23 protein-coding genes are annotated in these 26,985 nt (G+C 66.8%); 11 read left to right on the forward strand and 12 right to left on the reverse strand.

Features of this window, described 5'->3' with window-relative positions; translation table 11 throughout:
* Window positions 1-5 precede the first annotated feature (5 nt).
* The 5 genes from cysW to ACTHJF_RS06010 form a co-directional block, all read right to left on the reverse strand.
* Window positions 6-869, reverse strand: a complete 864-nt coding sequence (gene cysW, locus ACTHJF_RS05990) for a sulfate ABC transporter permease subunit CysW (protein ID WP_440266318.1) — start codon at window positions 867-869, stop codon at window positions 6-8.
* Window positions 866-1,690 (reverse strand): sulfate ABC transporter permease subunit CysT, encoded by an 825-nt coding sequence (cysT, locus tag ACTHJF_RS05995; protein WP_440266319.1) that lies wholly within the window; start codon window positions 1,688-1,690, stop codon window positions 866-868. Before cysT ends, cysW begins: the two co-directional genes overlap by 4 nt.
* Before the next feature lie 2 nt (window positions 1,691-1,692).
* A complete protein-coding gene (locus ACTHJF_RS06000; protein WP_440266320.1) occupies window positions 1,693-2,691 on the reverse strand; it encodes a sulfate ABC transporter substrate-binding protein in 999 nt (332 codons plus the stop codon).
* Between the two features lie 139 nt (window positions 2,692-2,830).
* Window positions 2,831-4,231, reverse strand: coding sequence for an FAD/NAD(P)-binding protein (locus ACTHJF_RS06005; protein ID WP_440266321.1), 1,401 nt, complete (start codon window positions 4,229-4,231; stop codon window positions 2,831-2,833).
* A gap of 88 nt (window positions 4,232-4,319) precedes the next feature.
* Window positions 4,320-4,892, reverse strand: coding sequence for a cysteine dioxygenase (locus ACTHJF_RS06010; protein ID WP_440266322.1), 573 nt, complete (start codon window positions 4,890-4,892; stop codon window positions 4,320-4,322).
* Between the two features lie 996 nt (window positions 4,893-5,888).
* On the opposite strand from ACTHJF_RS06010, the gene ACTHJF_RS06015 reads away from it, so the two are divergent.
* The 7 genes from ACTHJF_RS06015 to ACTHJF_RS06045 all read left to right on the forward strand — a co-directional run bounded on the left by ACTHJF_RS06015 (window position 5,889) and on the right by ACTHJF_RS06045 (window position 13,769).
* Window positions 5,889-7,331: an MFS transporter gene (locus ACTHJF_RS06015; protein WP_440266323.1), complete on the forward strand. Its 1,443-nt coding sequence runs from the start codon at window positions 5,889-5,891 to the stop codon at window positions 7,329-7,331.
* A 117-nt stretch (window positions 7,332-7,448) separates the two neighbouring features.
* Entirely contained in the window at window positions 7,449-8,291 is an 843-nt protein-coding gene (locus tag ACTHJF_RS06020) for a phytanoyl-CoA dioxygenase family protein (RefSeq protein ID WP_440266324.1), read from the forward strand.
* On the forward strand, window positions 8,288-9,406 hold the full coding sequence (locus tag ACTHJF_RS06025) for a zinc-binding dehydrogenase (protein ID WP_440266325.1): 1,119 nt from the start codon (window positions 8,288-8,290) through the stop codon (window positions 9,404-9,406). The genes ACTHJF_RS06020 and ACTHJF_RS06025 overlap by 4 nt, the downstream gene beginning before the upstream one ends.
* Window positions 9,403-10,224, forward strand: a complete 822-nt coding sequence (locus tag ACTHJF_RS06030) for an alpha/beta hydrolase (RefSeq protein WP_440266326.1) — start codon at window positions 9,403-9,405, stop codon at window positions 10,222-10,224. Before ACTHJF_RS06025 ends, ACTHJF_RS06030 begins: the two co-directional genes overlap by 4 nt.
* Window positions 10,221-11,813: an alpha-amylase family glycosyl hydrolase gene (locus ACTHJF_RS06035; protein WP_440266327.1), complete on the forward strand. Its 1,593-nt coding sequence runs from the start codon at window positions 10,221-10,223 to the stop codon at window positions 11,811-11,813. The genes ACTHJF_RS06030 and ACTHJF_RS06035 overlap by 4 nt, the downstream gene beginning before the upstream one ends.
* Before the next feature lie 195 nt (window positions 11,814-12,008).
* On the forward strand, window positions 12,009-12,887 hold the full coding sequence (locus ACTHJF_RS06040; RefSeq protein WP_440266328.1) for a hypothetical protein: 879 nt from the start codon (window positions 12,009-12,011) through the stop codon (window positions 12,885-12,887).
* 36 nt (window positions 12,888-12,923) lie between these two features.
* Entirely contained in the window at window positions 12,924-13,769 is an 846-nt protein-coding gene (locus ACTHJF_RS06045) for an AraC family transcriptional regulator (protein ID WP_440266329.1), read from the forward strand.
* A gap of 267 nt (window positions 13,770-14,036) precedes the next feature.
* On the opposite strand, the gene ACTHJF_RS06050 is transcribed toward ACTHJF_RS06045, so the two are convergent.
* Window positions 14,037-17,069, reverse strand: a complete 3,033-nt coding sequence (locus tag ACTHJF_RS06050) for a sensor histidine kinase (protein WP_440266330.1) — start codon at window positions 17,067-17,069, stop codon at window positions 14,037-14,039.
* Window positions 17,070-17,390: 321 nt separating this feature from the next.
* On the opposite strand from ACTHJF_RS06050, the gene ACTHJF_RS06055 reads away from it, so the two are divergent.
* Window positions 17,391-17,810: a DoxX family protein gene (locus ACTHJF_RS06055; protein ID WP_440266331.1), complete on the forward strand. Its 420-nt coding sequence runs from the start codon at window positions 17,391-17,393 to the stop codon at window positions 17,808-17,810.
* 68 nt (window positions 17,811-17,878) lie between these two features.
* Here the strand turns inward: ACTHJF_RS06055 and ACTHJF_RS06060 are convergent, their stop codons facing one another.
* The 6 genes from ACTHJF_RS06060 to ACTHJF_RS06085 all read right to left on the reverse strand — a co-directional run bounded on the left by ACTHJF_RS06060 (window position 17,879) and on the right by ACTHJF_RS06085 (window position 25,035).
* Entirely contained in the window at window positions 17,879-19,204 is a 1,326-nt protein-coding gene (locus ACTHJF_RS06060) for an MFS transporter (RefSeq protein WP_440266332.1), read from the reverse strand.
* A complete protein-coding gene (locus tag ACTHJF_RS06065; RefSeq protein ID WP_440266333.1) occupies window positions 19,149-19,445 on the reverse strand; it encodes a GNAT family N-acetyltransferase in 297 nt (98 codons plus the stop codon). Before ACTHJF_RS06065 ends, ACTHJF_RS06060 begins: the two co-directional genes overlap by 56 nt.
* Window positions 19,446-19,496: 51 nt before the next feature.
* Window positions 19,497-20,015 (reverse strand): Dps family protein, encoded by a 519-nt coding sequence (locus tag ACTHJF_RS06070; RefSeq protein WP_440266334.1) that lies wholly within the window; start codon window positions 20,013-20,015, stop codon window positions 19,497-19,499.
* Between the two features lie 110 nt (window positions 20,016-20,125).
* Window positions 20,126-20,950 (reverse strand): alpha/beta fold hydrolase, encoded by an 825-nt coding sequence (locus ACTHJF_RS06075; RefSeq protein ID WP_431638120.1) that lies wholly within the window; start codon window positions 20,948-20,950, stop codon window positions 20,126-20,128.
* Between the two features lie 360 nt (window positions 20,951-21,310).
* Complete coding sequence (locus tag ACTHJF_RS06080) at window positions 21,311-21,913, reverse strand: response regulator (RefSeq protein ID WP_440266341.1); 603 nt, start codon at window positions 21,911-21,913, stop codon at window positions 21,311-21,313.
* A gap of 26 nt (window positions 21,914-21,939) precedes the next feature.
* Window positions 21,940-25,035: a triple tyrosine motif-containing protein gene (locus ACTHJF_RS06085; protein ID WP_440266335.1), complete on the reverse strand. Its 3,096-nt coding sequence runs from the start codon at window positions 25,033-25,035 to the stop codon at window positions 21,940-21,942.
* A 147-nt stretch (window positions 25,036-25,182) separates the two neighbouring features.
* Here ACTHJF_RS06085 and ACTHJF_RS06090 point away from each other — a divergent pair, with 147 nt between their 5' ends.
* From ACTHJF_RS06090 to ACTHJF_RS06100, 3 genes are all read left to right on the forward strand, one after another.
* Entirely contained in the window at window positions 25,183-25,539 is a 357-nt protein-coding gene (locus tag ACTHJF_RS06090) for a hypothetical protein (RefSeq protein WP_440266336.1), read from the forward strand.
* A gap of 165 nt (window positions 25,540-25,704) precedes the next feature.
* Window positions 25,705-26,151, forward strand: a complete 447-nt coding sequence (locus ACTHJF_RS06095; RefSeq protein ID WP_440266337.1) for a helix-turn-helix domain-containing protein — start codon at window positions 25,705-25,707, stop codon at window positions 26,149-26,151.
* 129 nt (window positions 26,152-26,280) lie between these two features.
* On the forward strand, window positions 26,281-26,934 hold the full coding sequence (locus ACTHJF_RS06100; protein ID WP_440266338.1) for a hydrolase: 654 nt from the start codon (window positions 26,281-26,283) through the stop codon (window positions 26,932-26,934).
* Window positions 26,935-26,985 lie beyond the last annotated feature (51 nt).

A 26,985-nucleotide genomic window follows, 5' to 3' on the forward strand; every position in this document is an offset into this window, starting at 1 on the left:
TGGTCTCAGTGGCCGCCCGGTGCATGCGCGGCGAGCTCGCCGCGATAGCGCCATTCGAGCAGGGCCTTCAGTGCCAAAGTGAGCAAGGCCAGCATCGCCAGCAAGGAGGCGACCGCGAAGGCGCCGACGTAGTCGTATTCGTTGTAGCGCATCTCCACTTCCAGCGGCAGCGTGGTGGTGAGGCCGCGGATATGGCCGGAGACGACCGACACCGCGCCGAACTCACCCATCGCCCGGGCGTTGCAGAGCAATACGCCGTACAGCAGTGCCCAGCGGATGTTCGGCAGTGTCACGCGGAAGAACAGCTGCCATCCGTTGGCGCCAAGGACGCGGGCGGCCTCCTCCTCCTCGCTGCCCTGCGCCTGCATCAGCGGGATCAGTTCGCGTGCAACGAAGGGCAACGTAATGAATACGGTTGCCAGGACCAGACCCGGCACGGCGAAGATGACCCGGATTCCGTGTGCCGTGAGCCATGGGCCGAACCAGCCCTGGGCACCGAACAGCAGCACGTAGATCAAGCCCGAGATTACCGGCGAGACCGAGAACGGCAGATCGATCAGTGCGCCCAGCACCGCCTTGCCGCGAAACTCGAAGCGGGTCATGGCCCAGGCCGCCGCGACACCGAACACCAGGTTGAGCGGTACGGCGATCGCTGCCACCAGCAGGGTCAGTCGGATGGCGGCCAGCGCCTCGGGCTGATGCAGGCTGACCAGGTAGGCATGCACGCCCTGGCGAAATGCCTCGACAAATACCGAGGCCAGCGGCAGCAGGAGGAAGACGCCCAGGAACAGACTTGCGGACACGATGATCAGGACGTGACCGAGTCGGCGACCTATGCTGTTGCGGTGGTTATGTCGCGGGGCGCTCATGCGGCGCGCTCCGCCCAACGCCGGCTCCAACGCTGCAGTAATGCCACCAGCATCAGAAGCACGAACGAGAACGCCAGCATCACCACGCCCAATGCAGCCGCACCGGCATAGTCGAATTCCTCGAGCTTCTGCACGATCAGCAGCGGCGCGATTTCCGAGCGCATGGGGATGTTTCCGGCAATGAAGATCACCGAGCCGTATTCGCCGACCGCTCGCGCCAGCGCGAGGGCAAAGCCGGTAAGCAGCGTCGGCACCAGCAGGGGAAGGATCACCCGTGTAAAGGTCTGCCAGCGCGTCGCACCAAGGCTCTCGGCAGCCTCTTCCACGTCGCGCTCCAGGGACTGGAGCACCGGCTCCAGCGTCCGCACCACAAACGGGAAGCCGACGAACACCATGGCCAGAAGCACGCCCCATGGGGTGTAGGCGACCTTGATGCCCAAGGGCTCCAGCCATCGACCGAGCCAGCCATTCGGTGCATACAGGGCCGTCAGCGCGATGCCGGCTACGGCGGTCGGCAAGGCGAACGGCAGGTCGATCAGCGCATCGAGCAGACGCCGCCCGGGGAACCGGTAGCGCACCAGCGCCCAGCCGACGAGCAGGCCAACCACCACGTTGATCAGCGCGGCGGCCAGCGCACCTCCGAAGCTGAGCTTCAGTGCAGCGAGCGTGCGCGGAGCGGCCAGCAGGTGCAGCAAGCCATGCAGGCCGATCCCGCTGGCCTTCCACACCAACGCCGCCAAGGGCAGCAGCACGATCAGCCCCAGGTACGCCAACGCGTACCCGAGGCTGAGGCCGAAGCCTGGCAGCACGCGGCGACGCATGATCAGTGGCCCGGCCCGATCTGGTCGAACACCCCGCCGTCGGCGAAGAACTTCGCCTGCACCTGGCGCCAGGTGCCGAACTCCTCCGCCAACGTGAAGGTTTTCACTGTCGGGAACTGGGCGGCGTACTTCGCGGCGATTGCCTGGGAGCGGGGACGGTAGAAGTTGCGCGCCTCGATCTCCTGCGCCTGGGGCGAGTACAGGAACTTCAGGTAGGCCTCGGCAACGGCGCGGGTACCGTGCGCGTCGACGTTCTTGTCCACCACGGCCACCGGCGGCTCGGCCAGGATGCTGATTGAGGGCACCACGATCTCGAACTGGTCACCACCGGGTTCGCGCTTGGCCAGCAAGGCCTCGTTCTCCCATGCCAGCAGTACGTCACCGATGCCACGCTGGGCGAACGTGTTGGTCGCGCCGCGGGCACCGGTATCCAGTACCGGCACATGCTCGAAGAGCGTCTTGACGAAGGCCCGTGCCTTCGCTTCGTTGCCACCTGGCTGTTTCAACGCATAGCCCCAGGCGGCGAGGAGGTTCCAACGGGCGCCGCCCGAGGTCTTCGGATTGGGTGTGACCACCTGCACGCCTGGCTTGATGAGATCGTTCCAGTCGTGAATGCCCTTGGGATTGCCCTTGCGAACGAGGAACACGATGGTCGAGGTGTACGGGGAAGCGTTGTCGGGCAGGCGCGGCTGCCAGTTCTTGTCGAGCAGGCCGCGATCGGCCACGGCGTCGATGTCGTACGCCAGCGCCAGGGTCACGACGTCGGCGGGGAGACCGTCCACCACGGCACGCGCCTGCTTCCCCGAGCCGCCGTGGGACATCTGGATAGTTACGGTGTCGCCATGCTCAGCCTTCCACTGGGCGGCGAACGCGGTGTTCACGGCTTTGTAGAGCTCCCGGGTCGGGTCGTAGGACACGTTGAGCAAGGTGACGTCTTTGGCCAGGGCGGAGGTTGTCAGCAGTGTCCCGACGAGTGTCACGAGCGCGGTGCGTAAGTTCATCGTCTTGGTCTCCCCGTTTCGAGTGGAACGATCAAGCTAGCGGTGGGTAAAGCGCACCGTGAAATCGTAAGTTGGCATGTGCTTATGCCGTAAGTGCGAACTCGTTTGGACGTCTAAACTTCATGACTTCGTTGCTGCCTTACCCTTGCGTTGCGGCGTCTATCTCCGCGGGACCTTCTGGTTCGGACAACGCTTGTGCCAGCCGGCAGGCAGCCGCACGAATCTCCGGCATCGCGGTGCATTCCCAAAGGTTTCCGCGCAGCAGCGAACCGATGCCGAACAATCTCGGTTGAGGTCTCCCCTCGCCATCCAGCAACTGCCCATCCGGCTCGGCGGCAAGGCCCAGCTGGAGTGAGTCGGGAGTGGCCAGCCCGGCCGCGAGCAATTGCGACAGCAACGGGTCGCGTGCATAGGCCACGGCGGTGTCCAACCCGGTGGCCTGGATGACCCGGTCCGCTTCGATCGTACTCATCAGCTGGGTGGTTCGGTGGCGCACGGTGACGGCCAGCGGTCCATGGCCATCGACAGCGAGGACACGGGCGGCGTGCACCTGCAGGCGGCCGGCATCGATCAACGCCTGGATCGTTTCGAACGATGCCGGCGCCGTGCGATGCCGCGATGCTTCCCACACCCAGCGAACGTGGCGCAAAAACTGGCGGCGCTGCGCCGGCGTGAGGCCCTGCCACAAGGTGGCATTGATCGGGCGCATGCCGTCGATAACGGCCCGCCAGTCCGCACTCGTTCCGTCCGTGATCGCCTCGCGGACCAGCCGGATCATGGGCCGGACGCCATCGCAGGCGAGCAGCGCTGCATTGAGGTCTGCTTGATACGTGTAGGGTGCGATCGGCGCGGAGGGGTGGCGAAACGGCAACAATCCGTGGCGGGAGACCGCCACCAGCTCCGCTCGCGGCCAGCGTGTGGAGGCGGAGATCAGCGTATCCACCGCCGTCAGCCCGGTGCCGATCACCAACACCCGCCGCGGCGTGACCGTCGGCTCGTCCTGCTGCCAGGGATCGAGCACGTAGGCGCCGCTATCCAGCGCCTCGCTCGACACCGTCTTCAGTGCCCGTGGTGCCAGCGCACCGATCGCGAGTACCAAGGCATCGACGGTCAGCGTCTGGCCATCATCGACATCGATGCGATAACGCCCATCCTCTTCTCGCTGTACGCACGATGCGCGGGCCTGGTGCAGTGCGAAGCCCACTCCATGAGCATGCGCTTCGCTGATCCGTGCATGCACCTGCGCCTGGATAAACTCGCCGAACAGTCGGCGCGGCAGGAAATCGGTGCCCTGGGCCTGACCAAGACTGCGGCTGGCGTGCTGCAGGAAGTCATCTTTCTGCTCGGCAAACAGGCCCATACCAGCCGCCCGCACGTTCAGCAGATGCCGATCGTCCTGGGTGGCATAGGCGACGCCCCGTCCCGGCGCGGGCCCACCCGTGATCCAGTGGACGGTGCCTTGGCCAGAACGTCGTCGCAGCAGTTCGCCGAAGACAGCGGCTCCGGCGGCACCGCCGCCAATGATGGCGATGTCGGTCATCGGTCGTGCTCCTTTTTCATATTTCATACGGGTAACCGCCCCTCCGACCCATCCTCGAATGGGTCGTTCGGTACCCGATCAGGGGGAATCAGCTGCTCGCGAGCTCTAGCTCAGCGCGTTGCGGGATATCGTCCCAGCTTCCTGCATTGCTCTTGTGATAGGTGCGATAGCGATCCAGAGCGCCACCGTACACATGCAGAGTCAGAGCCGGTCGCTGGGCGGACAGGTTTCGGCAGCGGTGGGCGTAATCGCGATCCGAAAACCTTGCGTGGTCCCCGACGCCTAAGGGCGCGGTTTCCCTCGGCACCAGTCGCAGCGACGGGTCCAGCGCGATGGAAAATGCCTCGACCTGCAACACCCCGTCGAGCACCAACTCGATGCCCCAGAGGCCATCGTGATCGTGGATCGGCGTGGCGTGGCCCGGCGGCCAGGCGATGAGCAACACAGCGTAGTCGTCGGAGTCCTGCGGGGGCCTCAGCGAGAGGCGCCGATAGCGCTCGACACTGCTCGCCGAGGGGCAGCCTTCCCACCAGGGCGACTGCGCCAGAACAGCCGCCAAGGCTGCCACATCTCCTCGGCCACCTGCTCCGAGGCTGCGTGCAATGGCCGCCAATACCCGATGGGTCCAGACATCGGTGCCGCCTACGATGGCATCGTGCATGAGCATCCCCTGAACTCGTTGGGTCCGGGGCGAATTGATCACGCCCCGGGTTAAGGAAACGCTATCCAAACGTCTCCTCCAAACAGCGGTGAGAGCAGGACGGTCGAAGCCTTTTCGCCCGAAGTGACCGAAGAGCTTGGCGGCATATGAAATCGCGGCCCGCATGCGTCGATGATCACGTCAGGAAGGCAACTAACTGTTATTCGAAATTCGTCTTTCCAGAGCGACCCCGCGATCGGTCGACTGCCTCTGATTGCGCTCTTCGGGGCAAGAGGGACGGCGCACACTACCGTTGCCCGGTACCGTGTTGAGGTGTGCAGTGGGCAGACGATCAAACAAGCTCGCAACGCGCATTCAGAGGGTCACCCCTGTCAAGCACAAGGTGCTGAGGAGCTGGGCTGGCTTGGGATTCACTGGCGTGGTCATCGGTACCGCTCTGATCTGGGCCGAGACCGCGGTGGCGTCAACCAGGTTCTCCTGCGCCCTGCTGCTGACTGGAACAGCGCTTGTCTTTACAGGTCTTCTGACCCTCGTCGCGCTGCTCATTCGATGGGCACACTCACATTTGGAATGAGGCGCGGCCGTTCGACGCCAGAGATATCCAGTGTGTGAAGTAGTTGCTGAGCAAATCTCATCTGAACGTTCTCGCATGCACCGACATGTCCGAGCGTCACGCTGGAGCTGGCGTCAGGCAGTTAAACAGGCCGAGGGCACGCGGCTGGCCCCTGTGTGAGTCGACCCAAGGGCTGGCGCCAGATTCCTCGCCTCGCACACCAAAAGGCCACGCTCCTCGCCGTCGAGGAGCGTGCGGTAGCGATGAATACGTATGCAGTTGCTGGTTGCTGCACCGCGATACTGCATACCTTCGGGCGGCCTCGTCCATCCAGGAGCGTTCCCATCCACTCTTCCCATTCGCTTCCACGCGCTGACGCAGCCAGCGAACAGCCTCCTTCCACGCAGGTCCGGCCGGAACTCTCTTTCGGCCAGATCTGGAACATGTGCTTCGGCTTCCTCGGCATCCAGTTCGGCTTTGCACTACAGACGGCCAACATCAGCCGCATCTTCCAGACGCTGGGCGCGTCATTGGAGCAGATCCCGTTGTTGTGGGTGGCCGCGCCGATCACCGGTCTGCTGGTGCAACCGGTCGTCGGCTACTGCTCGGACCGCACCTGGACCCGGCTGGGCCGGCGCCGGCCGTACTTCCTCGGAGGCGCGGTACTTGCCACCCTGGCGCTGTTGTGGATGCCCCACGCCACCACGCTGTGGACGGCCGCCGTGCTGCTGTGGCTGATGGACGGCACGTTCAACGTGGCGATGGAGCCGTTCCGCGCCTTCGTCGCCGACCAGCTGCCCGAACGGCAACGGCCGAGGGGCTACCTGATGCAGAGCTTCTTCATCGGCGTCGGTGCGGTGATCGCGTCCGTGCTTCCCTGGCTGCTTGCCACGGCGGGCGTGAGCAACGTGGCGCCCGAAGGCGGCCTGCCCGACACGCTGAAGTACGCGTTCTACGCCGGTGGCGTGGCCATGCTCGGCGCGGTGTCGTGGACGGTGCTGCGCACGCGTGAGTACCCGCCCGCCCAGCTGCTGGCCTTCGATCCGGCGCCGCCCGCTGCGCTGCCGGAGCTGCGAGGCATCCGGCGCAACGGCGCCGGCTGGCTGCTAGCTGGTGTCGTCGCGGGGCTGGCCATCCGCTCGCTGGCACTGCGCCAGGAGACCTATCTGCTCGCAGCCGGCCTCGCCGTCTACGGTCTGCTGCTGATCGGCTACGACGTCGCGCTGGCCGTGCGCCCCGTACTGCGCACGCGGCGCGGCATGTTGGGGCACGTGCTCGGCGACCTGCACACGATGCCCGCGGCGATGCGCCAGTTGGCCTGGGTGCAGCTGTTCTCGTGGTTCGCGCTGTTCTCGATGTGGATCTACGCCACCGCCGCGGTGGCACGGGTGCAGTTCGGCACCACCGATCCGCACTCGGCCGCATTCAACGCGGCCGGCAACTGGGTCGGCGTGCTGTTTGCGGTCTACAACGGCTGTGCCGCCCTGGCAGCGATCGTGATTCCGCGGCTGGTGCGACGCTGGGGCCTACAGGCCAGCCACCTCGCCAACCTGTGGCTGGGCGGTGCGGGGCTGGTGTCGTTCCTGTTCATCCGCGACCCGCACTGGTTGCTGCTGCCGATGCTCGGCGTAGGGTTCGCCTGGGCGTCGATCCTCGCCCTGCCCTACGCGATGCTGTCCGACGCGCTGCCGGCGGCGAAGATGGGCGTGTACATGGGTATCTTCAATTTCTTCATCGTGATTCCCCAGCTGGTCGCCGCCAGCCTGCTGGGCGAACTGCTGAAGCGATGCTTCCATGGTGAGCCGGTATGGGCGTTGGTGGTGGGCGGCGGGAGTCTGTTTGTAGCGGGGCTGTGCACGCTGAGGGTGCGACTGGCGCCCGGGTGACTCCCGGCAGGTCACCAATCCGATAGTCGGGCGCTGCCATTGGACATGCCGCCCCGATGCGGCGGCGCGCGTGCCTGCCTAGCATGGACACCATACCGTCCCCGCCAGGCCTCCCCCATGACGATCGATCTCGACCGGCCCTATCCGCTGTCCCCGCAGCAGGTGGCCGACTATCGCCGCGACGGCTTCATCAAGCTCAAAGACGTGTTCAGCGCCGACGAACTGCGCCACTTCGGCGAGGAGATCACCCGGCTCACCGTTGCGCTGAACACGCAGACCTTGCCGCTGGAGGAACGCAGCACCTATGACCGCGCTTTTCTCCAGGTGATGAACCTGTGGGAGGAAAGCGACACCGTGCGCACCTTCGTGTTCGGTAAGCGCCTGGCCGGACTCGCCGCGGCGCTGATGGAGGTGGACGGCGTGCGCCTGTACCACGACCAGTCGCTGTACAAGGAGCCCGGCGGCGGCATCACGCCCGCACATGCCGACCAGTACTACTGGCCGCTGGACAGCGACCGCACGATCACCGCGTGGGTGCCGCTACAGGCGGTGCCGCAGGACATGGGGCCGCTGGCGTTCTTCGCCGGCAGCCAGCACGTGGAGTTCGGCCGCGACCTGAAGATTTCCGACGAGAGCGAACAGGCGATCACCGCCAACATGGAGGCCGAAAGCTTTCGCGTGGTGGACGAGCCATTCGCGCTGGGCGAGGTCAGCTTCCACTCTGGCTGGACCTTCCACCGCGCCGGCCCCAACCGTTCGACGCAACCGCGCTCGGTGATGACGGTGATCTACATGGATCGCGACATGCGCCTGAAGGCACCGGAAAACCACATGCAGCAAGCCGATTGGGAACGCTGGTGCCCCGGTGCGTTGGTTGGCGTGGCGATCGACACCCCGAGGAATCCGGTGCTTTTCGAGCGCGGGGCCGTCGATGCAGCACCGCCCGCGCTGCCGGCATGACCGGCGACGTTGTCAGCGGCCGCGCAATCATCGCCGACGGCGAGGGACGCTTCGGCATCGAGACCATCGAGGTCGATCCGCCCGCCGCCGGCGAGGTGCGGGTGGCAATCACCGCCGCTGGCGTCTGTCACACCGACCACGCCTCGCTGCACTGGCCCGGCCCGCTGGTCATGGGGCACGAGGGTGCGGGTTATGTCGAGTCCATCGGCGGGGGCGTCGAGGGCCTGCAGATCAGCCAGCCGGTGCTGCTGAACTGGGCGATTCCCTGCGGCCACTGCTTCCAGTGCGCACGCGGCGCCGCGCCGTTGTGCGAGCGCACCCACGAGCTGGACGTGCCGCGCCTGGGCACCAGCCGCGCGCATGCCGGCGCCACGCGATGGAACGGGCGCGCGATCGATCGCGCGTTCCACCTCGGCACCTTCGCCCGCTACACCGTGGTGCGCGCCGAGGCGGTGACGCCACTGCCCGCGGAGCTCACGCCCGATGCCGCCTGCATCCTCGGTTGCGCGGTGATGACCGGCGTGGGCTCGGCGGTGAACGTGGCCGACGTGCAACCGAGCGATACCGTGGCCGTGCTCGGTTGCGGCGGGGTCGGGCTGAACGTGATCCAAGGTGCGCGCATCGCCGGCGCACGCGCTGTCATCGCGATCGATCGCGTGCCGGCACGGCTGCAGCACGCGCATGCACTGGGCGCCACGCACACCCTGATCGCGCACGATGACGACACCGACCACGCACGACTGGTTGCCGCCGTGCAGGCGCTCACCGACGGCCGCGGTGTGGACCATGCCTTCGAGGCGACCGGTGCGCCGGCGCTGGCCTTCCTGCCGCTGAAGCTGGCCCGCCACGGCGGCAACGCGCTGCAGGTGAGCGGCGCGCATGGCGCGGCCTCGCTGCCGCTCACCGATCTGTTCTGGAACAAGCGCTACCTCGCGCCGCTGTATGGCGGCTGTGTTCCTTCGCGTGATTTCCCGCGGCTGTTCACGTGGCTCGCCGAGGGCCGGCTGGAGCTGGCCGGACTGATCAGTCACCGCTACCCGATGGAGGCGCTGGACCAGGCGTTCGACGACATGCTGCAGGGACGCAGCAGCAAGGGCGTGCTGCGCATCGCATGAAGAATTCTCCCTTCCGCACCCTGGAATGCTCCGATCCGGTCCTCGGCGCAGATGGCCTCGCCTTCGTCACGGTGAAGAGCCCGGCACTGCGCCGGCGCGCCGATGCCACCCTGTTCGTGCCACCCGCCGCCCGGCAGGTGAGCGACCTGCCGATGATCGTGCTGCTGCACGGCGTGTACGGTTCGCACTGGGCCTGGGCGCTGAAGGGGGGCGCGCATCGCACCGCGACGCGTCTGATCGACGAAGGTGCGCTGCCGCCGGTGGCGCTGCTGATGCCCTCGGACGGTCTGTGGGGCGACGGCTCCGGCTACGTGGCGCACGCCGAGCACGATGCCGAGCGCTGGATCATCGACGAAATCCCCGCACTGGCACGAGAAGTTGTCGCCGGCTGCACTGCGCACTCGCCGCTGCTGGTGGCCGGCCTCAGCATGGGTGGCTTCGGCGCCCTGCGACTGGCCGGCAAATATCCACAGCGCCTCGCCGCGGCCGCCGCGCTGTCGGCAGTGACCCACGTCGACCAGCTCGACGACCTGATCGAGGAAGGCACCCGCGGCTGGAGCGACCTTCCCGCCGACCGCGACGTACTGGCCGCCCTCACCGCCGCTGGCAGGCTACCGCCGCTGCGCATCGACTGCGGGCTGGACGACCCCTACCTGCAAGCCAATCGCGACCTGCATCGCAGCCTGCAACGTGCTGCGATCGACCACCACTACGCCGAAGCTCCCGGCGGCCACGACTGGGCCTATTGGTCGCGGGCGCTGGAAGACACGCTGCGCTTCTTCGGCCAGGTACTGCACACCACCGAGGACCACGCATGATCCGCACCCGTCCGCTCCTCATCCGGCTCGGCGCCGCCCTGCTCGCGCTGGCCGCACCACTGGCGGTTGCCGCACCGTCCGCGCCAGCGTCGTCAGACAGCGGCCAGGTGTTCTACCAAATATTCTTCCGCAGCTTTCGCGATTCGAACGGCGACCGCATCGGCGACCTCAAGGGGCTCACCTCCAAGCTCGGCTACATCAAGGACCTCGGCGCCACCACCCTCCTGCTCACCCCGCTGCAGCCGTCGCCGTACTACCACAACTATTTCGCCACCGCGTTCAAGGCGATCGACCCGGCCTACGGCACGATGGACGACTACTTCGCCTTCGTCCGCGCCGCGCACGCGAAAGGCCTGAAGGTGTATCTGGACGAGGAGTTCCAGTATGTCGCCGAGGGGCACTCGTGGTGGCGCGACGCAATCTGCCGGCCGCAGTCGCCCCATGCCGACTACCTGCTGTGGCGCGACGTGAAGCATTGCGTCGCCGAACCCTTCCTCGATCGCGCGAAGTGGCGCGGCTACGACGGCCGCGATATCGGCATCGCGATGGTCAATCTGCACGACCCGGCGGTGAAGGCCTACTTCCGCGACCTGCTGCTGTACTGGGCCGACCCGCACGGTGACGGCAGCGGCCGCGACGGGGTGGACGGCTACCGCATCGACCACATGATGGACGACCTCGACCACAAGGGCCTGGACACCCAACTGTTCGCGGATTTCTGGACGCCGATCTTCCAGGCGCTCAAGGCACGCCGGCCGCAGTTGCGCATCCTCGCCGAACAGGCCGGCTGGGGTTATGGCACCGAGTTCCTGACTCGGGGCCACGTGGACATGGTGTTCGCGTTCCCGCTGCGCGGCGCGCTGCTGTCGTTCGACAAGACGAAGATCGTCAAGGCGATCCGCGCGACCGACGCCGCCACGCCAGCGGGCAAGACCCAGGTGGTGTTCCTGGAGAACCACGACGTCGACCGTTTCATGTCGCTGATCCACGGCGACCCGGCCAAGGCGCGCGCAGGCGCTGCGATCGCGCTGCTGCTCAAAGGCGACCCGCTGATCTACTACGGTCAGGAGCTAGGCATGCGCGGCGCTCAGCCGAAAAACGTGGGTACTTCCAGCGGCATTCCGCTGTCCGACGCCACCGGTATTCCTCCGCGCGAGGCGTTCCGCTGGCAGGCCGACCTCGATGCGCCCGGCTCGGCCACCTGGTACCGCGGCGACCATTGGTTCTGGAAAGACCGCTTCAACCGCTCCCACGACGGCGTGTCGCTGCAGGAAGAGCAGGACCGCCCCGACTCGCTCTACCAGTGGTACCGCACTGTGCTGGCCCTGCGCCATGCCCGGCCGGAGATCGATCACGGCGCACAGCGTATCCTCTGCGACGATGACGGCACGGTGCTGTGCATCTTGCGCGAACAAGGCAGGCGGCGAACGCTGTTGCTGGTGAACCTGGGCACGCGCGACGCGCGGCCGTCGCTCGACCCGGTTCTGATCCGCGGCACGGCATGGATCGACCTGATCGACGCCTCGGCACCCGCTCCGCTGGATGCGGTGCTGAAGCCGATGCAGGTGCGCATAGTCGGTACACGCTGAGCTCCCGAGCCCGGACCGCGCTCCATCCCACCGTCATCCAGCGGAAGCCGCAACCCTGGCTGCTCCCGGCGATGGAGCTCCTCACCCTGCGCTCATCTTCGGGCCGACTCTCCGCCCCCCAGACTGATGAAGTCACGCTTCTAGTCGGTGAATGAAGGTCTTACTGTGGCAGGAGGATCAAGACGAGCTATCGGCATGGCGAGCTTCGAGAGCGGCTGGATCGATCAGGACGAGGCCGGGAGAGACATCCTAGTTCTTACCGGTGCGTGGAACCCCGTCGACGCAAAGCGGCTCGAGCGCGCCGGCGTCACCGGGCTCCGACTGAGCTATTCCTCCGGCTGGCGGGGCAAGGACATCGGCTTTCTGGCTGACCTGCCATGGCTTCGAAGCATCGGGGTGTATAGCGAAGAGGTACGCGATATCCGAGCACTCGGTCACCTTCCCCGGCTCGAACACATCGGCCTGCGTGCGCCGTACGGGAAGGGCCTGGAGTTTTCGGCGCTGCATTCGCTCAGGGTGCTCAAGACCAATTGGCGACCGGGTTCGGAGAGCCTGACGGACTGCACGCATCTGGAAGAGCTCAATGTCACCGCTTACCCCTATGCCGATCTGGTTCCTCTCGCTCGACTGAAGCGGTTGAAGAAACTGTTCATCACGTCGGCAAGGATGGTCTCTCTGCAGGGAGCAGATGCCTTTCCGCCGCTGGCGGTACTTGACCTGTTCCGCTGTCGCTCGTTGGTCAGTCTTGTCGGTATAGAGCGGACCTCCACCCTGACGAACCTCACCATCGATCAATGCGGCAGGTTGTCTTCCCTGTTCTCTTTGTCGTGTTTGGTCAACCTGGAAAAACTCGATTTCAGCAACAGCGGCGCGATCGACAGCTTGAGCCCCCTCGCTGCGCTCCCGAAGCTGAGGGAGGTTTTCTTCACCGGGAACACGTTCATCCAGGACGGCCGAATCGCCATGCTTGGCGCACTGCCTGAACTCGTACGGGTCGGCTTCATGAACCGGAAAACCTACGACTGCACGTTGGAGCGACTGATCTTGGCCTTCACCAAGCCTCTAGCAACGTAAGCCGAACCGTCCATACACCACGGAGCCTCCTGCGGCATGGCGCTTCCTCATCTCGATCGTCCTATCAGCGAACCGGTCGAACTGGCCCCGGGGGCGCCGCTGCGCGCCGAGCGCATCCGCCAGGGCCGCGACGCCAGCCCGAGCGAGCCGTTCGTGCACTTCCACGACGTCCACGAGCTGGTGCTGTTCGGACAGGTCACCGGCCACTTCGACACTGAAGATCGGCGCTATCCTCTGGCGCCGCACAGCCTCGCGTTCATACCCTCGCTACACCAGCACGACTTCGCCCTTGCCGGAGGACCGCGCGACTGGACGCTGGTGCAGATCGAAGCGGCTGCCGCCGATCCGCTGCTGGCCATGCCGGGCATGGAGCGTCTGCGCCAGCCGTTCTGCGCGCAACCTGGCGCCGACCTCGGCCGTCGCCTCGGCCAGCTCGCCGACTGGCTGCTCACGCTGGCACCGGATGATCCGCTGGCGCTGCCGCTGGCCGAGTTGCTGCTGCGTGCCGCGGCCCTCGCTCCTGCCATTGGGGGCGAGGTACTTGCTGCCGACACCCATGGTCTTCGCCGATTGCGCCCCGCCATCGACCGCCTGCGCCGCGATCCTGCCGCGGCTCCCGGTGCCGAGCAGGCCGCCGCGCTGTGCGCGCTATCGCCCGCCTACTTCAGCCGCCGCTTCAAGCAGCAAGTCGGTATGAGTTGGAGCGACTATGTCCGCACCCATCGCCTTCACCTCGCCCGCCGACGGTTGCTGGATACCGGTCAGAGCATCGCTGCGATCGCCAGCGAGCTTGGCTTCTCCACAGCGTCGCATTTCGGTGAACTGTTCCACCGCCGCTTTGGCATGACTCCTGGGGAATACCGTCAGGCAGGCCCAGGTTGAGTTCGGCGGCACCGAGTCGGCCTCGGATGAACAACCTACCGAGCGATCACGGTCACGCCTTTCGCCACGAATGATGAGGACCCGGGCGCAGCGTCTCTGGAACCGGGAGAACCCCACGGTGCACTCAGCTGTTGTGAGACGGACTGGGTCGCCCCCTGCCCTGGTCAAGCCTGCCGGTGGCGATGCGGCCCGACGCAGTGCAGCAGTGCCTTCTTGGCGCGCTCAGCGGTGGCGGGCTCGCCGTCTCGGTAATCTCTGCCCGATGCGTCATGCCTCGCTGGACTCGTCCTTACGGCGCGCATAGGCAATGGTTCCCGGAACCATAAGGGTGACGCGTGTGCCGGCGGTCTCGCCGGCATCGATGGATATCTGGCCGTGCAGCACCGCCGCTCTCTCGCGCATGCCGGCCAGGCCGAAGTGGCCCGGCCGGCCCTTCTGCCTTGTGATGGCCGGATCGATGCCCCTGCCGTTGTCCTCGACACAGAGCTCCAGCGCCTGTGCGCTGTAGGAAAGACGGCAGTTGATGGCGCTGGCGTCCGCATGCCGGATGGCGTTGGCGATGGCCTCTCGCCCGATGAGATAGATCTCGTCGGCGGCCTCCGGCGTCAGCGGACGAACCAGGCCTTCGACGACCATGCTGAACTCGATCTCGGACGGCTGCTCATCGCTTAGCTTGGCCAACGCGGCGGCCAGGTCGAAATGGCTCGGTGCACCTGCCCGCAACTCACCGAGACGATCGCGCCCTTCGACCAGGATTTCCTCGGCCTGATCGAGCGCCCGCTCCATGGAAATGCGTGCGGCGTGATCGGCGGGCAGCGCGCTCGTCGCAGCATGCACGCGCAGGATCAGGCCCTGCACGCTCTGCAACAGGGTGTCGTGCAGTTCGCGGGCGATACGCTCGCGCTCGCCGTGACGCGCCTCCAGTTGCATGCGCAACATCGAGCGGATCTGGTCGGTACGCAGCCGCAGCAGGCTCAACAGCAGCACAACGCCTGCGGCGACACACAGCAGCATGAACCATCCCGTCTGATAGAACGCCGGGCGGATGTCGAAGGCGAGCGTGGCGCCTTGCGTGTTCCACACACCGTCGTCGTTGCTGGCGATCACCCGGAACGTGTAGTGGCCAGGGCCCAGGTGCGTGTAAGTGGCGTCGCGCCGAGTGCCGGCGTTCTGCCATTCGCTGTCGAGGCCATCGAGTCGGTAACGAAAGTTCACCCGATCGGGGTTGGTGAGGCTCAGCGCGGTGTAGTAGACGCGAAAATTCTCGGTGCCCGGCGCCAGAGTGATCTGAGTCGCCGGGGAGTATGGACGACCGTCGGCGACGAGCTGGTCGATATACACCGGCGGTGGCAGGGGGTTCGTCCGAAGCCGGTCCGGCGCAGTCCAGGCCAGGCCGTTGTCGGTAGCGAACCATAGCCGCCCCCCGCTTGCCTGCACGGCTGACGACGAGCACCAGTTCATCTGTGGGGCGCCGGGAAGGCCATCCAGATAGTCGAACAGCGTCACCTCGACCGGATGGGACGGGTTGGCGATCAACTTCCGCACCTCGCCGGCGTCGATACGCACGACCCCGTGCAGCTCGCTCAGCCACAGATCGCCGGATCGACTGGCGACGATGCCGCATACCGTGGCCAGGGGCTGCGCGGCTGCGATCGAGACGGTGTGGAAGCGCCCATGCAGAAACATCGACAGGCCGCGTTCGCCACCGATCCACATCGGCTCCCCCTGCCCCCGGATCACCCGGATGCGCCCGACATCCAGGCCGTCATGCACGTCGTAGCGGTGCAGCACGCCGCCAGCCAGCACGCTGGCCCGGCTTTCGGTATAGCCGAACCAGCGTTCTCCCGACGCTGTCGTGAAGCTTGCGCTGGGAACACGTGGCAGCATGCCGGGCGGCGTGGCTGCACGCTGCCACGCGCCGCCGCGATCGATCCGCCAAAGGCCGTCGTCGCCGTAGCCAACCCACACCTGGCCGTCGCCGGCGCCAGACATGACCTCCCAGACCCAGTCCCGGGTGAGGCCGGGCGGCGACGGAAAGTGTTCGAAGCGATCGGCGCGCTGGCGCCAGACCCCGCCATAGCCGCCCCACCACACCTCGCCGGTGCGGACCTGGTCTCCGGTAAAGACGCTGCCCAGGCCCGGTGGAGATCCGGGCACCACACTCGCGTCGGCCAGACCCGATGCGACTCGGTCGTCGACCCGGTCGACGCCTAGCGAGGTTGTTCCGCCGACCCACAGGGTGTCGTTCTGATCGGCCACCAGGGTGAAGTTCTGCTGCGACGGCGGCAGCTTCACCGGTACCAGCTGGCTGTGTCGAAAGCGGTTCAATCCGCGCAGGGTGGACACCCAGATGTTGCCCTCGCGATCCTCCAGCAGAAGACCCACTGCATCGGACGTCAGCCCGTCGGCCTGCGTGTAGCTGTCGACCTGTGCATGGGCGCCACTGCCCAGCTGTTCCGGGTGGCGTATGCGGCGGATGCCGTTGCGGAACAACGTGGTCCAGAGGCTGCCATCCCGGTCGAAGATGAAGTCGTTGATCGTGGTGCCATCGATCGCGGAATCGGCAATCGGCGTGGCAGCGTAGGTATGCGGATCGTACCGATGCAGCTGGGTCTGGCCCTCGTCGGCGACCCAGATGCTGCCGTCGACAGCCTCCACCATCTTGTGGACAGAACCGACGGTCTTGTCCACGCGCACAAACCGGTCCGCGTGCGGTGGCAGCACGTAGAGGCCGGCCGCGGTCGCCGCCCACAGCGCACCCTTCCGGGTGGCCAGTAACGACCATACCCTCGCCCGCGCCACACCCTGGTCTGGGCCGACATCGATCCATCGGTTGCCCTGGCGCACGGCCAGCCCGTCAAACGTGCCCGCCCAGATGCGCCCGTCGCGGTCCTCCGCGAGGGTGAACACGATCGACGCCGGTATCTGATCGCCCTGAAATGTCTGCAGTTGGCCATGGGAGACGTAGCCCAGCCCCGAGGGGCGGAATGCGACCCAAAGCCCGCCGGCGCGGGTCGGCGCCAAGGCGTAGATGTTGTACGAGGGAAGCGGGTTGTCGGCAGCAGGCTTCAGGCTGTCGAAGCGGACGCCGTCGAACCGGTAGAGGCCACGGGCGGTGCCGATCCAGAGGTAGCCATCCGTCGTCTGCGTCAGCGCGGAGATCTGGCTCGGCGCGCCGTCGCGCGCGGTCCAGGCGGTGTGATAAAGCTGGGCGACACTGCGGTCACGATCCAGTGCATCCGCCGGCAGGGCGAACACCAGTAACGTGAGGGCGAGCAGTCCAAGGGTGCGGTGCAGCATGCCCGTCATCATGCCTCAATGGAGATAGCCGGCGCCGGGCCGCTCGCGGAACCGACCGGCCATCCTCCGGTGGGCTCCCCGCCCGCGGACAGGCCATCACCCCAACGGATGCTGCCGGACGGTCAGGGAGAAAGCGGCCGGCGGGACGATTCCGGATCCACCCTCGACGGGGCCTCTCTCCCAGGCAGGAGATTGTCCGCTCCCGGTTGACTGAGATTCGCCAGGCAGGCGGTTTATCCGTTGTCAGGTGGACGCCTAGGATGCATTCCACCGTTGCGGAGCGCGGCGCGCTCCACGTATCCCCGAATCGGAGGGCCCGCCATGAAGATCCCGATCGACGATTTGACCGCTGCTACTGGCCGCGTGCTGCTCGCCTCGCTTTTTCTCGTCAACGGCGCCGGGAAAGTCGCCGCCCCGGCGACAACCAGGGCGTACATTGCGGCGGCTGGCATTCCCGCGCCGGACGTCGCCTATCTGCTCGCGCTCGCGGTGGAGCTTGGCCTCGCAACGGTGTTGATCGCTGGCTTCAGGACGCGCCTGGCGGCTTCGCTGATGGCGCTTTTCACCTTGGCGACCGCCCTCCTTTTCCACGCCCATGCCGGGGATCAGAACCAGCTGACCCACTTCCTGAAGAACGTCGCGATCGCGGGTGGACTGCTGCAGGTTGCCGCCAGCGGCGCAGGCTCCTTGAGCGCCGATGCCATGCTGGTGCGCTACCGCGACCTGACCGCCCGGCTGTAGATCGCCCGACAGCGGTGGTCGCAGGTTGCCGCCGCCACGCGCTCAGCGCAGCCGCATGCGTGGTCGCATCAGCGCAACAGTCGACGGACGACCACCGCCGCCACGGCGAGAGCCGCCCCGAGCGCGCTGACCGCCGTCCAGCCGCCGAAAGTCCAGGCCGCGCTGGACGCCGCCGAGCCCATTGCGCCACCGATGAACATCACGCTCATGAACACAGTGTTGATCCGCGCGCGTGCTTCGGCGCGCAGGGCGTAGATGATGTGCTGGTGCGAAACCAGGGCACTCTGCACGGCGAAGTCGAGCACGACGACTCCGACTACCAACCCGGCCAGCGAACGCCAGGTGGCGAATACGAGCCAGGCCACCACGGTCAGCGCGGCTCCTGCGGCGATAGCCCGGTGCGGTCCGCGTCTGTCGGCGATGCGCCCGGCCAGCGGTGCGGCCAGGACTCCCACGACGCCAATCACGCCGAACAATCCGGCCGCCTGCGGGCCGAGTCCGAAAGGCGGTTGCTGGAGGTACAGCGCAAGGATCGTCCAGAACGCGGTGAACGATGCGAACAGCAGCGCCTGGGTGATAGCGGCCGATCGCAGCTCGGGCAGTTCCCGCCACAGGTGGGCGAGCGTGGCCAGCAGACGCGGATAGCGTAGCGTGCGTTCCGGTTCGCTGCGCGGCAACCGCCAGGCGATCCAGCCGGCCATGACCACCGCCAGCGGCGCGGAGAGCCAGAACATCAGTTGCCAACTGGCGTGACTGGCCACGAAGCCGGCCAGCATTCGGCTGAGCAGGATGCCGCACAGCAGTCCGGACATCACCGTACCCACGGTGCTGCCACGGCGTTCCGGCGCGGCGAGATGGGCCGCCAGGGGCACCACCTGTTGGGCGACGGTCGCGGCAATCCCGATGGCCAACGAGGCCAGCAGTAGGATCACCGGGCCAGGCGCGAGCGCGGCCAGCACCAAGGCCAGCCCCAGCAGCGCGAACTGCCAGACGATCACGCTGCGCCGCTCCAGCAGATCACCCAGCGGAACGAGCAGCAGCAACCCCGCGGCATAGCCCAATTGCGTGGCGGTGGGAACGAAACCCACCAGGCCGCCCGGCATGTCGCGTTCCATGACGCCGAGCATCGGCTGGTTGTAATAGATGTTGGCTACCGCGACGCCCGCGGCGAGAGCCATCAGAAGTACCTGTCCGCGGGTCGCCATCATGGCCGTGGGCCCGATGTCGGTTCCGGTTGTAGTGCTCACGTGCAGTTCCTGCGTGTCGATGTTCGGCGAAGCCGATTCGAAGTTCGCCCGCCCTTCGGCAGTTGTCGCGTGACGGGCATGAAACGACGCCTCAGTCCTCGATGAGCTGGCGTCCTTCCGGCGACAGCAGGTCGTGGGTGTCAGCATGACGCTTCATGAAGGCGCGAAAGACCGGACAGCGCGGCGTCACTTGCAGCGCCCTCTCTCGTGCCGAGGCGAGGCCGGCTTTGACCAGTTCGGTGGCTATGCCCCGGCCGCCGATCGCCTCGGGTACCACCGTGTGGGTGAAGACGATGACCTGCCCTTCCATGCGGTAAGCGGCATAGGCCACTTGCCCGTCCACGGTCGTCTCGAAGCGTTCCATGATCGTGTTGTCGCGAACGGTCATGACGTCGCCCACCGTGATCCTGTCAGCGCATGAAGGGTTCCAGCGGGCATGTTAAGCGGTCCTGCCCGACTCGAACAGAAACCACACGCGCTGCTCGGCTTCGTCGATCCAGTTTTCCAGCAGGCTGGCGGTTGCCACATCGTTGTACTCGTCGCACATCGCGTGGGTGGAGCGCATGTACTCAGTGAGGCGCAGATTGTCCTCGCGCAGCTCGGCCAGCATGTCGGCCGGCGTCACGAAATCGGCATCATTGTCGGAGAGGCGCTGCAACCGCGTCGCGTGCCCGGTGGAGCGCAGGGTGTTGCCGCCGAGCTTACGTACGCGCTCGGCGATGACGTCGACCAGCGCAAAGATCTGTATCGACTGGTCGTCCAGCAGCAGGTGGTAGTCGCGGAAGTACGGGCCGGACATGTGCCAGTGGAAGTTCTTGGTTTTCATGTACAGCGCCAGCACGTCGGCCAGCAGCGCGTTGAGCCCGGCGGAGATGTCGCGCACTGCCTTCTCGCCCAGGCCCGAGGGCGTGTGCATGGGGCTGGTGCGTCGCTTCTTGGCGTCTTTCAGGTTTTTCATGGCGCGTCCCTTGGAGTTGGTCGCAGACTTCGCACCGAAAGCGCCCCGAGATTCAGGGCGCTCGATGCATGCGCTGCCGGTCGCCAGCGACCGGCAGCAGGCGGCGGCGATCAGGCCTTGATGAAGGCCAGCAGATCAGGGTTGATCACTTCCGGGTGGGTGGTGCACATGCCGTGCGGGAAGCCCGGGTAGGTCTTCAGCGTGCCGTGCTTGAGCAGCTTCACCGAGAGCTTGGCGGAGTTCTCGATCGGCACGATCTGGTCGTCCTCGCCGTGCATCACCAGCACCGGCACGTCGATCGCCTTGAGATCCTCGGTGAAGTCGGTTTCGGAGAACGCCTTGATGCACTCGTAGTGGTTCTTGGCGCCGCCCATCATGCCCTGGCGCCACCAGTTGCGGATCGAGCCCTCCGAGACCTTCGCACCCGGACGGTTGAAGCCGTAGAACGGGCCGCTGGGCACGTCCAGGAAGAACTGCGCGCGGTTGGCAGCGAGCGCCTGGCGGAAGCCGTCGAACACTTCCAGCGGCAGGCCACCCGGGTAGGCGGCGGTCTTGAGCATGATCGGCGGCACCGCGCCAATCAGCACCGCCTTGGCCACGCGGCCCTTGCCGTACTTGGCCACGTAGCGGGCCACTTCGCCGCCACCGGTGGAGTGGCCGATGTGCACGGCGTTCTTCAGATCCAGGTGCTGGGCCAGCGCCGCTACGTCGGCCGCGTAGGTGTCCATCTCGTTGCCGTCGGAGGTCTGGGTGGATCGACCGTGGCCGCGACGGTCGTGCGCGATGACGCGGTAGCCGTGCGACAGGAAGAACAGCATCTGCGCGTCCCAGTCGTCGGCGCTCAGCGGCCACCCATGGTGGAAGACGATCGGCTGACCGGTGCCCCAGTCCTTGTAATAGATCTGGGTGCCGTCCTTCGTGGTGATGTATGACATTGCGTGTTCTCCATGCGCGGGGGGATGAGCGTGCGAAGCGGGCGCGTGCCCGGATGAGGTGGTGGCGGCGCCGAGCAGCGGCCAGGCGGCGCCCGCTGCCGCGACGGTGGCGCCGGCAAGCAGCACGCGCCGACGCGCGGCGTCGACGTCTTCGGGTTGCGGTGGCTGGGTCACGGCCTTGCTCCTGACGAAAACGCGAGGCCCGACGTCGAGGGTTCGGCGGTCGGGGCACACACGGACATCGCGTGGGCAGCTGCCCGATGCTTGTGCTGGCCGGCTGAAATTACCCCCGCTGCGTTACCGCGCACTTGCACGAAAGTGCGCAATTGAAGCGATGTGCCCGCGGACGAACCGCCGTGGTCAGGGGCTGATGATGCCGCGGCGGATCGCGATGGTGACGGCGTGGGTGCGGTCCTTTGCGCCGAGCTTGGCCAGGATGTTCTTCATGTGCGCCTTGACCGTCTCCTCGGAGATCGCCAGCAGTCCGGCCACAACCTTGTTCGAGTTGCCGCTCGCTACGCAGCCGAGCACGGCGATCTCGCGCACGGTCAGTGCATCATCCAGCGCGTAGGTGGCGATCTCGTTGGCCACTTCCGGCGGGATGCAGCGGCGGCCCTCGCCGAGTTGGCGGATGGTGTCAATGAGTTCCTTGCGCAACGCGCTCTTGAGCATGTAGCCCTGCGCCCCGGCCTTCAGCGCCTGCACCGCTCGCGCGTCACCCTTGTAGGTGGTGAGCACCAGGATCCGCGCCTCGGGGAACTCGCGCCGGATGATGGTGATCGCCTCGATGCCGCTCATGCGCGGCATCTGCAGGTCCATCAGCACGATGTCCGGGCGGTGGGTGCGGTACTGCTCCACGGCTTCGTAGCCGTCGCAGGCCTCGGCGACGAGCTGCATGTCATCACGGCCTTCGATGACCGCCGCGATGCCTTCGCGGAGCATCGGGTGGTCGTCGACCACCATCAGACGGATCGGCAGATGCAGGGCGTTCACGCGTACCTTCCTCCACTGACGAGCTGGCGCAGCCGGGCCATCCACGAGGGCCGCCTGCCGCCGTAGGCGATGGCGGCGGGGAGCCGGATGTCGACCTCGGTACCGGTGTCGGCACGACTCCAGATGTCGAACGAGGCGCCGACGCGCTCGGCGCGTTCGCGCATGCCCGCCAGACCCCAGTGGCCGGGCTTGCCGCCCGCGTCGAGCACGGTGTCGTCGATGCCCTTGCCGTTGTCGCGTACGCGCAGCCGCAACTCGTCCAGGCGGTAGTCTAGCTCCACCTCGATGCGGTCGGCCTGCGCATGTTGCACCGCGTTGACGGTGGCCTCGTAGCCGATCCGGTACAGCTCTTCGCGGACCATCGGATCGAGCGTGCTCACCGCGCCCTCCACGATGACCCCGAAGCGCTGCGGATCGCCGCCGAGCAGTTCCTCGCCCAGCATGGCGAACGCACCGGACAGGTCCCGCACCGTGTCGGCCGAGGCGCGCAGGCCATTCACACGGTCCCTGCCCTCCACCAGCACGTCATCGGCGCGGTCGAGGGTGCGATCGATCATTGCCCGCACCGGATCGCCCGGCGGAATGCGCTCGGCCACCGCCTGGAACCGCAGCACCAACCCCTGCGTTGCCTGCAACAAAGTGTCGTGCAGCTCGCGGGCGATGCGCTCGCGCTCGGCGTGGCGCTCCTCCAGGCGCAGGTGCACGCGGATCGCTGCCTGGCGCAGCCGCAGCAGACACATCCCGAAGATCGCGGCCAGCCCCATCAGGATGCTCAGGCCCAGAAACCAGCGCGTCTGATAGAACAGCGGCGGAATGAAGAACGTTACGCCGGCGCCCTCGCGGTTCCACACGCCGTCGTCGTTGGAGGCGATCACCTGGAACCGGTAATGGCCGGGCGCGAGGTTGGTGTAGAACGCCTCGCGCCGGTTGCCCGCGTCCTGCCACTGGTCGTCCACTCCGTCAAGCCGATACCGGAAGCGCACGCGCTCGGGCACGCTCAGGCTGGTAGCGGTATAGCGGATGCGCAGGTTGCCGGTCTGCTTCGGCAGCCGGATGTCGCCGGCGACCGGGTAGTGCCGCCCGTCCGCGACCAGCGCGCGAATGATCACCGGCGGTGCGAGGCGGTTGTGATGGATGCGCGCCGGATCGATGCTCGACACGCCCTGATTGGTGGCGAACCACAGTCGGCCATCGGCGTCGCGACCCGCCGTGGACGACACGCTCGCCTGCAGCGCGACGCCCTTGAGACCATCCTGGGTGTCGAACAGGCGGTACTCCACGCGATGCTGCGGATCGTTGAGGGCGCGGTCGAGCTCCTCGTCGGCGATGCGCACGATGCCGGTGCTGGTGTTGATCCACAGTTGCCCATCGGGGGCGCGCACGATGCCTGAGATGCCGCGCAGTGCGCCAACGCGATCCTGGGAGAGCGTGGCGATGCGTCCGTCGCGAAGGCGCGCCAGGCCGGTGTCGCCGCCGATCAGTATCTCGTCCGCTGCGGTAGTGATCGCGGTGACCGCCCCCACGTCCAGGCCCTCGGCCACGCCGAAGCGCTGCACTTGCATGCCCCGTGCAACCACCAGCGTGCTGCCCGTGTATCCGGCCAGCAGGCTGCCGTCCTGCCCCGCCGCCAGCGCCAACGGTGCGCCTGATACGACCGCCTTGTCAGCGCGCCAGGCGGTCCAGGCACCGTTGGCGTAGCGGTAGATGCCGTGACGGGAAAAGCTCACCCACAGCGCACCGTTGCGGTCGCCGGTCATGGACTCGATGCTCCACACGTCCACGCCTTGCGGAAGCGCAACGGGCTCGGGTCGACCGTCGCGTATCCGCTGCAGGCCGTCACCGGAGAAGAACCACACATCCCCGCTTGGCGTAGCGACCATGGCGCCCGGGTCCGGCAGCCCGCGCAGCATCGCCACCGGCTCACCGTGCTCGATGCGATACAGCACGCCGCCGTAGCCGAGCCACACGGTGCCAGCCGAAGAGATCGAAAGGGCATAGTGCGCCACCGGGGTGAGCCCTACCCCTTCGATCGAAACCGCATTGCTGGGGCGAAAGCTGTTCAGCCCGAGGTTGGTGCCCGCCCAGACGTTGCCTTCGCGGTCCTCGAACAGCGGGATGGCGATGTCCGAACTCAGCCCGTCGCCCTGGCGATAGCGGCGCGCGATGTCCGCTTGCTGCAGCGGGCGGCCGCTGGCGATTCGTGCGGGCTCGCGCACCCGGTAGACGCCCCCTTCGCGAGCATCAGTCCCCCACAGCTGGCCGTGCCGGTCGAACAACAGTCGCTTGGCCGCAGCGAAACCGGTAGCGGGCAGCGATGCCTGATCGACGGCACACATGTGCCTGGCATCGAGACCGGGCAAAGCACGCGTGCCATGCAGTGCATCGGAGAGCCACACCGTGCCGTCCGGCGCCTGTGCCAGCACGGCCGAGCGCCCCACCGCGATACCCGTCTGCTGGAACTGTGTGCCACCGCGGGGCAGGACCAGCAGTTGCGTTCCGCTGGTCACCCACAATGCACCGTCCCGGCCGGCGAGAATCCACGACGCCTGGCGCGTGGGGTAACCCATCTCGCGCCCCACTACCTTCCAACGCTGGCCGTCGAAACGCGCCAGGCCGCCGCTGGTGGCGGCCCAGATGCTGCCGTCATCGCGCACAGCGAACGCCTGCACCATGCCGGCTGGGAAACCCTCTTCCGGGCCGAAGCGGCGCACCACACCATCGCGCATCGCGGCCACGCCGCCGTTGTAGAACCCGATCCACAGCGTACCGTCAGCGAGCATCTTCAAGGCGGTGATGTTGCTCGACGCAAAGGCGCGATTGCGCGGCGGTACGACCGGATCGAAGGTCACGCCGTCGAAGCGGTACAGCCCGGTGCCGGTACCCAGCCACAGAAATCCGTCGGCACCCTGGGCAATCGCCCAGATGTCCGCCGGTGCCCCGCGCTGCATCGACCACGACGACAGTTGCAGCGAATGCGCCGCGTCGGCCCGGGCATGGCCCGACACGCCCATCGCAAACATCAGCAGCCATGTCGCGAGCAGGCGCAGCCGACGCGCCTGCGCTCGCGCCAGCCGATGTACTAGGTGAAGCATGCCGGGTCCCGCCGCGCTAAACCTACGGTTTAAGGGCATCGGCAAAACTCCGCCTCCCCGGTTTGGGGGATGCACACTTCACTCCGCGGAGTGATTCACGCAGGCGATGCGAAAACTAGCCTTGCACCCGTGCAACGCCTTTACTCCATGTTTCCTGCCGGGGGCGCAGGCCTCGGGCTTGCGCTGCTGCGTTGCAGTCTGGCCCTGGCGCTGGCCGGTGTGGTGCCCTCGGCATCGCTGCTGACTTCACTGGCGTGGTGGATGCCGGCACTGGCGCTCGCCTGCGGCGCCCTGCTGCTGGGCGTCCTCACGCCGCTGGTGAGTATCGCCGCCGTGGTGAACGCCGCGGTGACGCTGCTGACCGAGGGGGGCGATCGCTGGGAGCAGAACTTGCTGGTGCTGCTGATGGCCGGCTCGCTCACGCTCATCGGTCCCGGCGCGTACTCGCTGGATGCGCGCATCTACGGCCGGCACCGCGTGCTTCCGCGCAAGCCTCGCGGTTAGGTGTGTGTCATGCACATGACAAACGGCATCACTCGATCGAGTGGTGTAACGGCTACGAGATCGGGGCTGTTGCATGACCACCGCCACGACCAAGCTTCTCTTCGCCCCGCGACTCGCCCTGGCCGCACCGCCTGCCATCGCGCGATCACCAGAAGGAAGCGAGCCATGTCCTCTTTCGATCCCGATGTGCTGCCTTCTCTCGCCTGGAGCGAACTGCGCAATACGTCCTGGCCTGTGCCGCCTGCACCGCACCGGGCCGGCGAGCATGGTCTGACTATCACCGCACGCAGTCGGGTGATGCGCTTCATCGAGCAGCACCTGGCCGATCGCATCACGTTGTCCGAGCTGGCCTCCGTCGCCTGCATGAGCCGCTTCCACTTCGCCCGCATGTTTCGCCTGAGCTTCGGCCAGAGCCCGATGGAGTACGTGCTCACGGCCAAGGTCGATCTCGCCAAGCAGCTGCTCCTTGCCGGCAGCCACTCCATCGCCTACGTCGCCGCGATGCTGGGCTTCGCCGACCAGAGTCACTTCACTCGCTCGTTCCGTCGCGTGGCCGGCTGCTCGCCCCGGCAATACGTCGCCGCGCGCAACACCCATCGGCGCTCGGCATGAGCGCGACCCTGCGCTGCATCGCGCAAGTCGATGGCAGCGCCGCCCGCGGTGGCCTGTTCCCCTACCTCACCCACTGATCGGCCCACGCACTGCGTGCCCCGTCCCTCACCACTCCATGGAGAAATCGTCATGGCCAAGGCCACCCCTGTTCCCGGCAAGACCCTGCTCAGCCCGGGCGACCACACGCTGATCCTGATCGACCATCAGTCGCAGATGGCGTTTGCGACCAAGTCGATCGACCCGGTCCTGCTGCGCAACAACGCCGCGCTGGTGGCGAAGTCGGCGGCCGGTTTCGGCGTATCGACCATTCTCACCACGGTGGCGGAGAAGAGCTTTTCAGGCCCGATCTTCAACGAGATCAGCGAAACCTTCCCCGGTGTGGCGGCGATCGCCCGCACCAGCATGAACACCTGGGAAGACCCACGCATCGCCGAGCGCGTCAACGCCATCGGCAAGTCACGCATCGTGCTCGCCGGCCTGTGGACCAGTGTGTGCGTCGTGGGTCCGGCGCTTTCGGCGCTGGACCAGGGCTTCGAGGTGTACGTGATCGCCGACGCCAGCGGCGACATCTCCGACGAGGCGCACGAGCGCGCCATGCAGCGCATGGTGCAGGCTGGCGCGCGGCCGATGACCAGCCTGCAGTACCTGCTGGAGCTGCAGCGCGACTGGGCGCGTACCGCCACCTACGAGCTGACCACCAGCATCGCCAAGGTCAACGGCGGCGGCTACGGCCTGGGCGTGATCTACGCCAAAGCCATGTTCGGTGCCGCCGAAGGTCATTGAGCGTTTGTTAGCCGGCGCGGGGGGGTGCTTTGCCCCCGCTTTTTGGTGTTA

Source organism: Dyella sp. (genome assembly GCF_051962475.1).
Lineage (GTDB): Bacteria > Pseudomonadota > Gammaproteobacteria > Xanthomonadales > Rhodanobacteraceae > Dyella_A.

Bases quoted from the DNA above. Each gene is read 5' to 3' on its own strand.
- ACTHJF_RS06015 (WP_440266323.1), top strand. From the start codon at position 5,889: ATGTGCTTCGGCTTCCTCGGCATCCAGTTCGGCTTTGCACTACAGACG.
- ACTHJF_RS06045 (WP_440266329.1), top strand. From the start codon at position 12,924: ATGGCGCTTCCTCATCTCGATCGTCCTATCAGCGAACCGGTCGAACTG.
- ACTHJF_RS06055 (WP_440266331.1), top strand. From the start codon at position 17,391: ATGAAGATCCCGATCGACGATTTGACCGCTGCTACTGGCCGCGTGCTG.
- ACTHJF_RS06060 (WP_440266332.1), bottom strand. From the start codon at position 19,204: ATGCTGACACCCACGACCTGCTGTCGCCGGAAGGACGCCAGCTCATCG.
- ACTHJF_RS06070 (WP_440266334.1), bottom strand. From the start codon at position 20,015: ATGAAAAACCTGAAAGACGCCAAGAAGCGACGCACCAGCCCCATGCAC.
- ACTHJF_RS06080 (WP_440266341.1), bottom strand. From the start codon at position 21,913: ATGGTGGTCGACGACCACCCGATGCTCCGCGAAGGCATCGCGGCGGTC.
- ACTHJF_RS06035 (WP_440266327.1), top strand. From the start codon at position 10,221: ATGATCCGCACCCGTCCGCTCCTCATCCGGCTCGGCGCCGCCCTGCTC.
- ACTHJF_RS06040 (WP_440266328.1), top strand. From the start codon at position 12,009: ATGGCGAGCTTCGAGAGCGGCTGGATCGATCAGGACGAGGCCGGGAGA.
- ACTHJF_RS06020 (WP_440266324.1), top strand. From the start codon at position 7,449: ATGACGATCGATCTCGACCGGCCCTATCCGCTGTCCCCGCAGCAGGTG.
- ACTHJF_RS06005 (WP_440266321.1), bottom strand. From the start codon at position 4,231: ATGACCGACATCGCCATCATTGGCGGCGGTGCCGCCGGAGCCGCTGTC.
- ACTHJF_RS06090 (WP_440266336.1), top strand. From the start codon at position 25,183: ATGTTTCCTGCCGGGGGCGCAGGCCTCGGGCTTGCGCTGCTGCGTTGC.
- ACTHJF_RS06065 (WP_440266333.1), bottom strand. From the start codon at position 19,445: ATGACCGTTCGCGACAACACGATCATGGAACGCTTCGAGACGACCGTG.
- ACTHJF_RS06100 (WP_440266338.1), top strand. From the start codon at position 26,281: ATGGCCAAGGCCACCCCTGTTCCCGGCAAGACCCTGCTCAGCCCGGGC.
- ACTHJF_RS06030 (WP_440266326.1), top strand. From the start codon at position 9,403: ATGAAGAATTCTCCCTTCCGCACCCTGGAATGCTCCGATCCGGTCCTC.
- ACTHJF_RS06010 (WP_440266322.1), bottom strand. From the start codon at position 4,892: ATGCACGATGCCATCGTAGGCGGCACCGATGTCTGGACCCATCGGGTA.
- cysT (WP_440266319.1), bottom strand. From the start codon at position 1,690: ATGCGTCGCCGCGTGCTGCCAGGCTTCGGCCTCAGCCTCGGGTACGCG.
- ACTHJF_RS06050 (WP_440266330.1), bottom strand. From the start codon at position 17,069: ATGCTGCACCGCACCCTTGGACTGCTCGCCCTCACGTTACTGGTGTTC.
- ACTHJF_RS06000 (WP_440266320.1), bottom strand. From the start codon at position 2,691: ATGAACTTACGCACCGCGCTCGTGACACTCGTCGGGACACTGCTGACA.
- ACTHJF_RS06095 (WP_440266337.1), top strand. From the start codon at position 25,705: ATGTCCTCTTTCGATCCCGATGTGCTGCCTTCTCTCGCCTGGAGCGAA.
- cysW (WP_440266318.1), bottom strand. From the start codon at position 869: ATGAGCGCCCCGCGACATAACCACCGCAACAGCATAGGTCGCCGACTC.
- ACTHJF_RS06075 (WP_431638120.1), bottom strand. From the start codon at position 20,950: ATGTCATACATCACCACGAAGGACGGCACCCAGATCTATTACAAGGAC.
- ACTHJF_RS06085 (WP_440266335.1), bottom strand. From the start codon at position 25,035: ATGCTTCACCTAGTACATCGGCTGGCGCGAGCGCAGGCGCGTCGGCTG.
- ACTHJF_RS06025 (WP_440266325.1), top strand. From the start codon at position 8,288: ATGACCGGCGACGTTGTCAGCGGCCGCGCAATCATCGCCGACGGCGAG.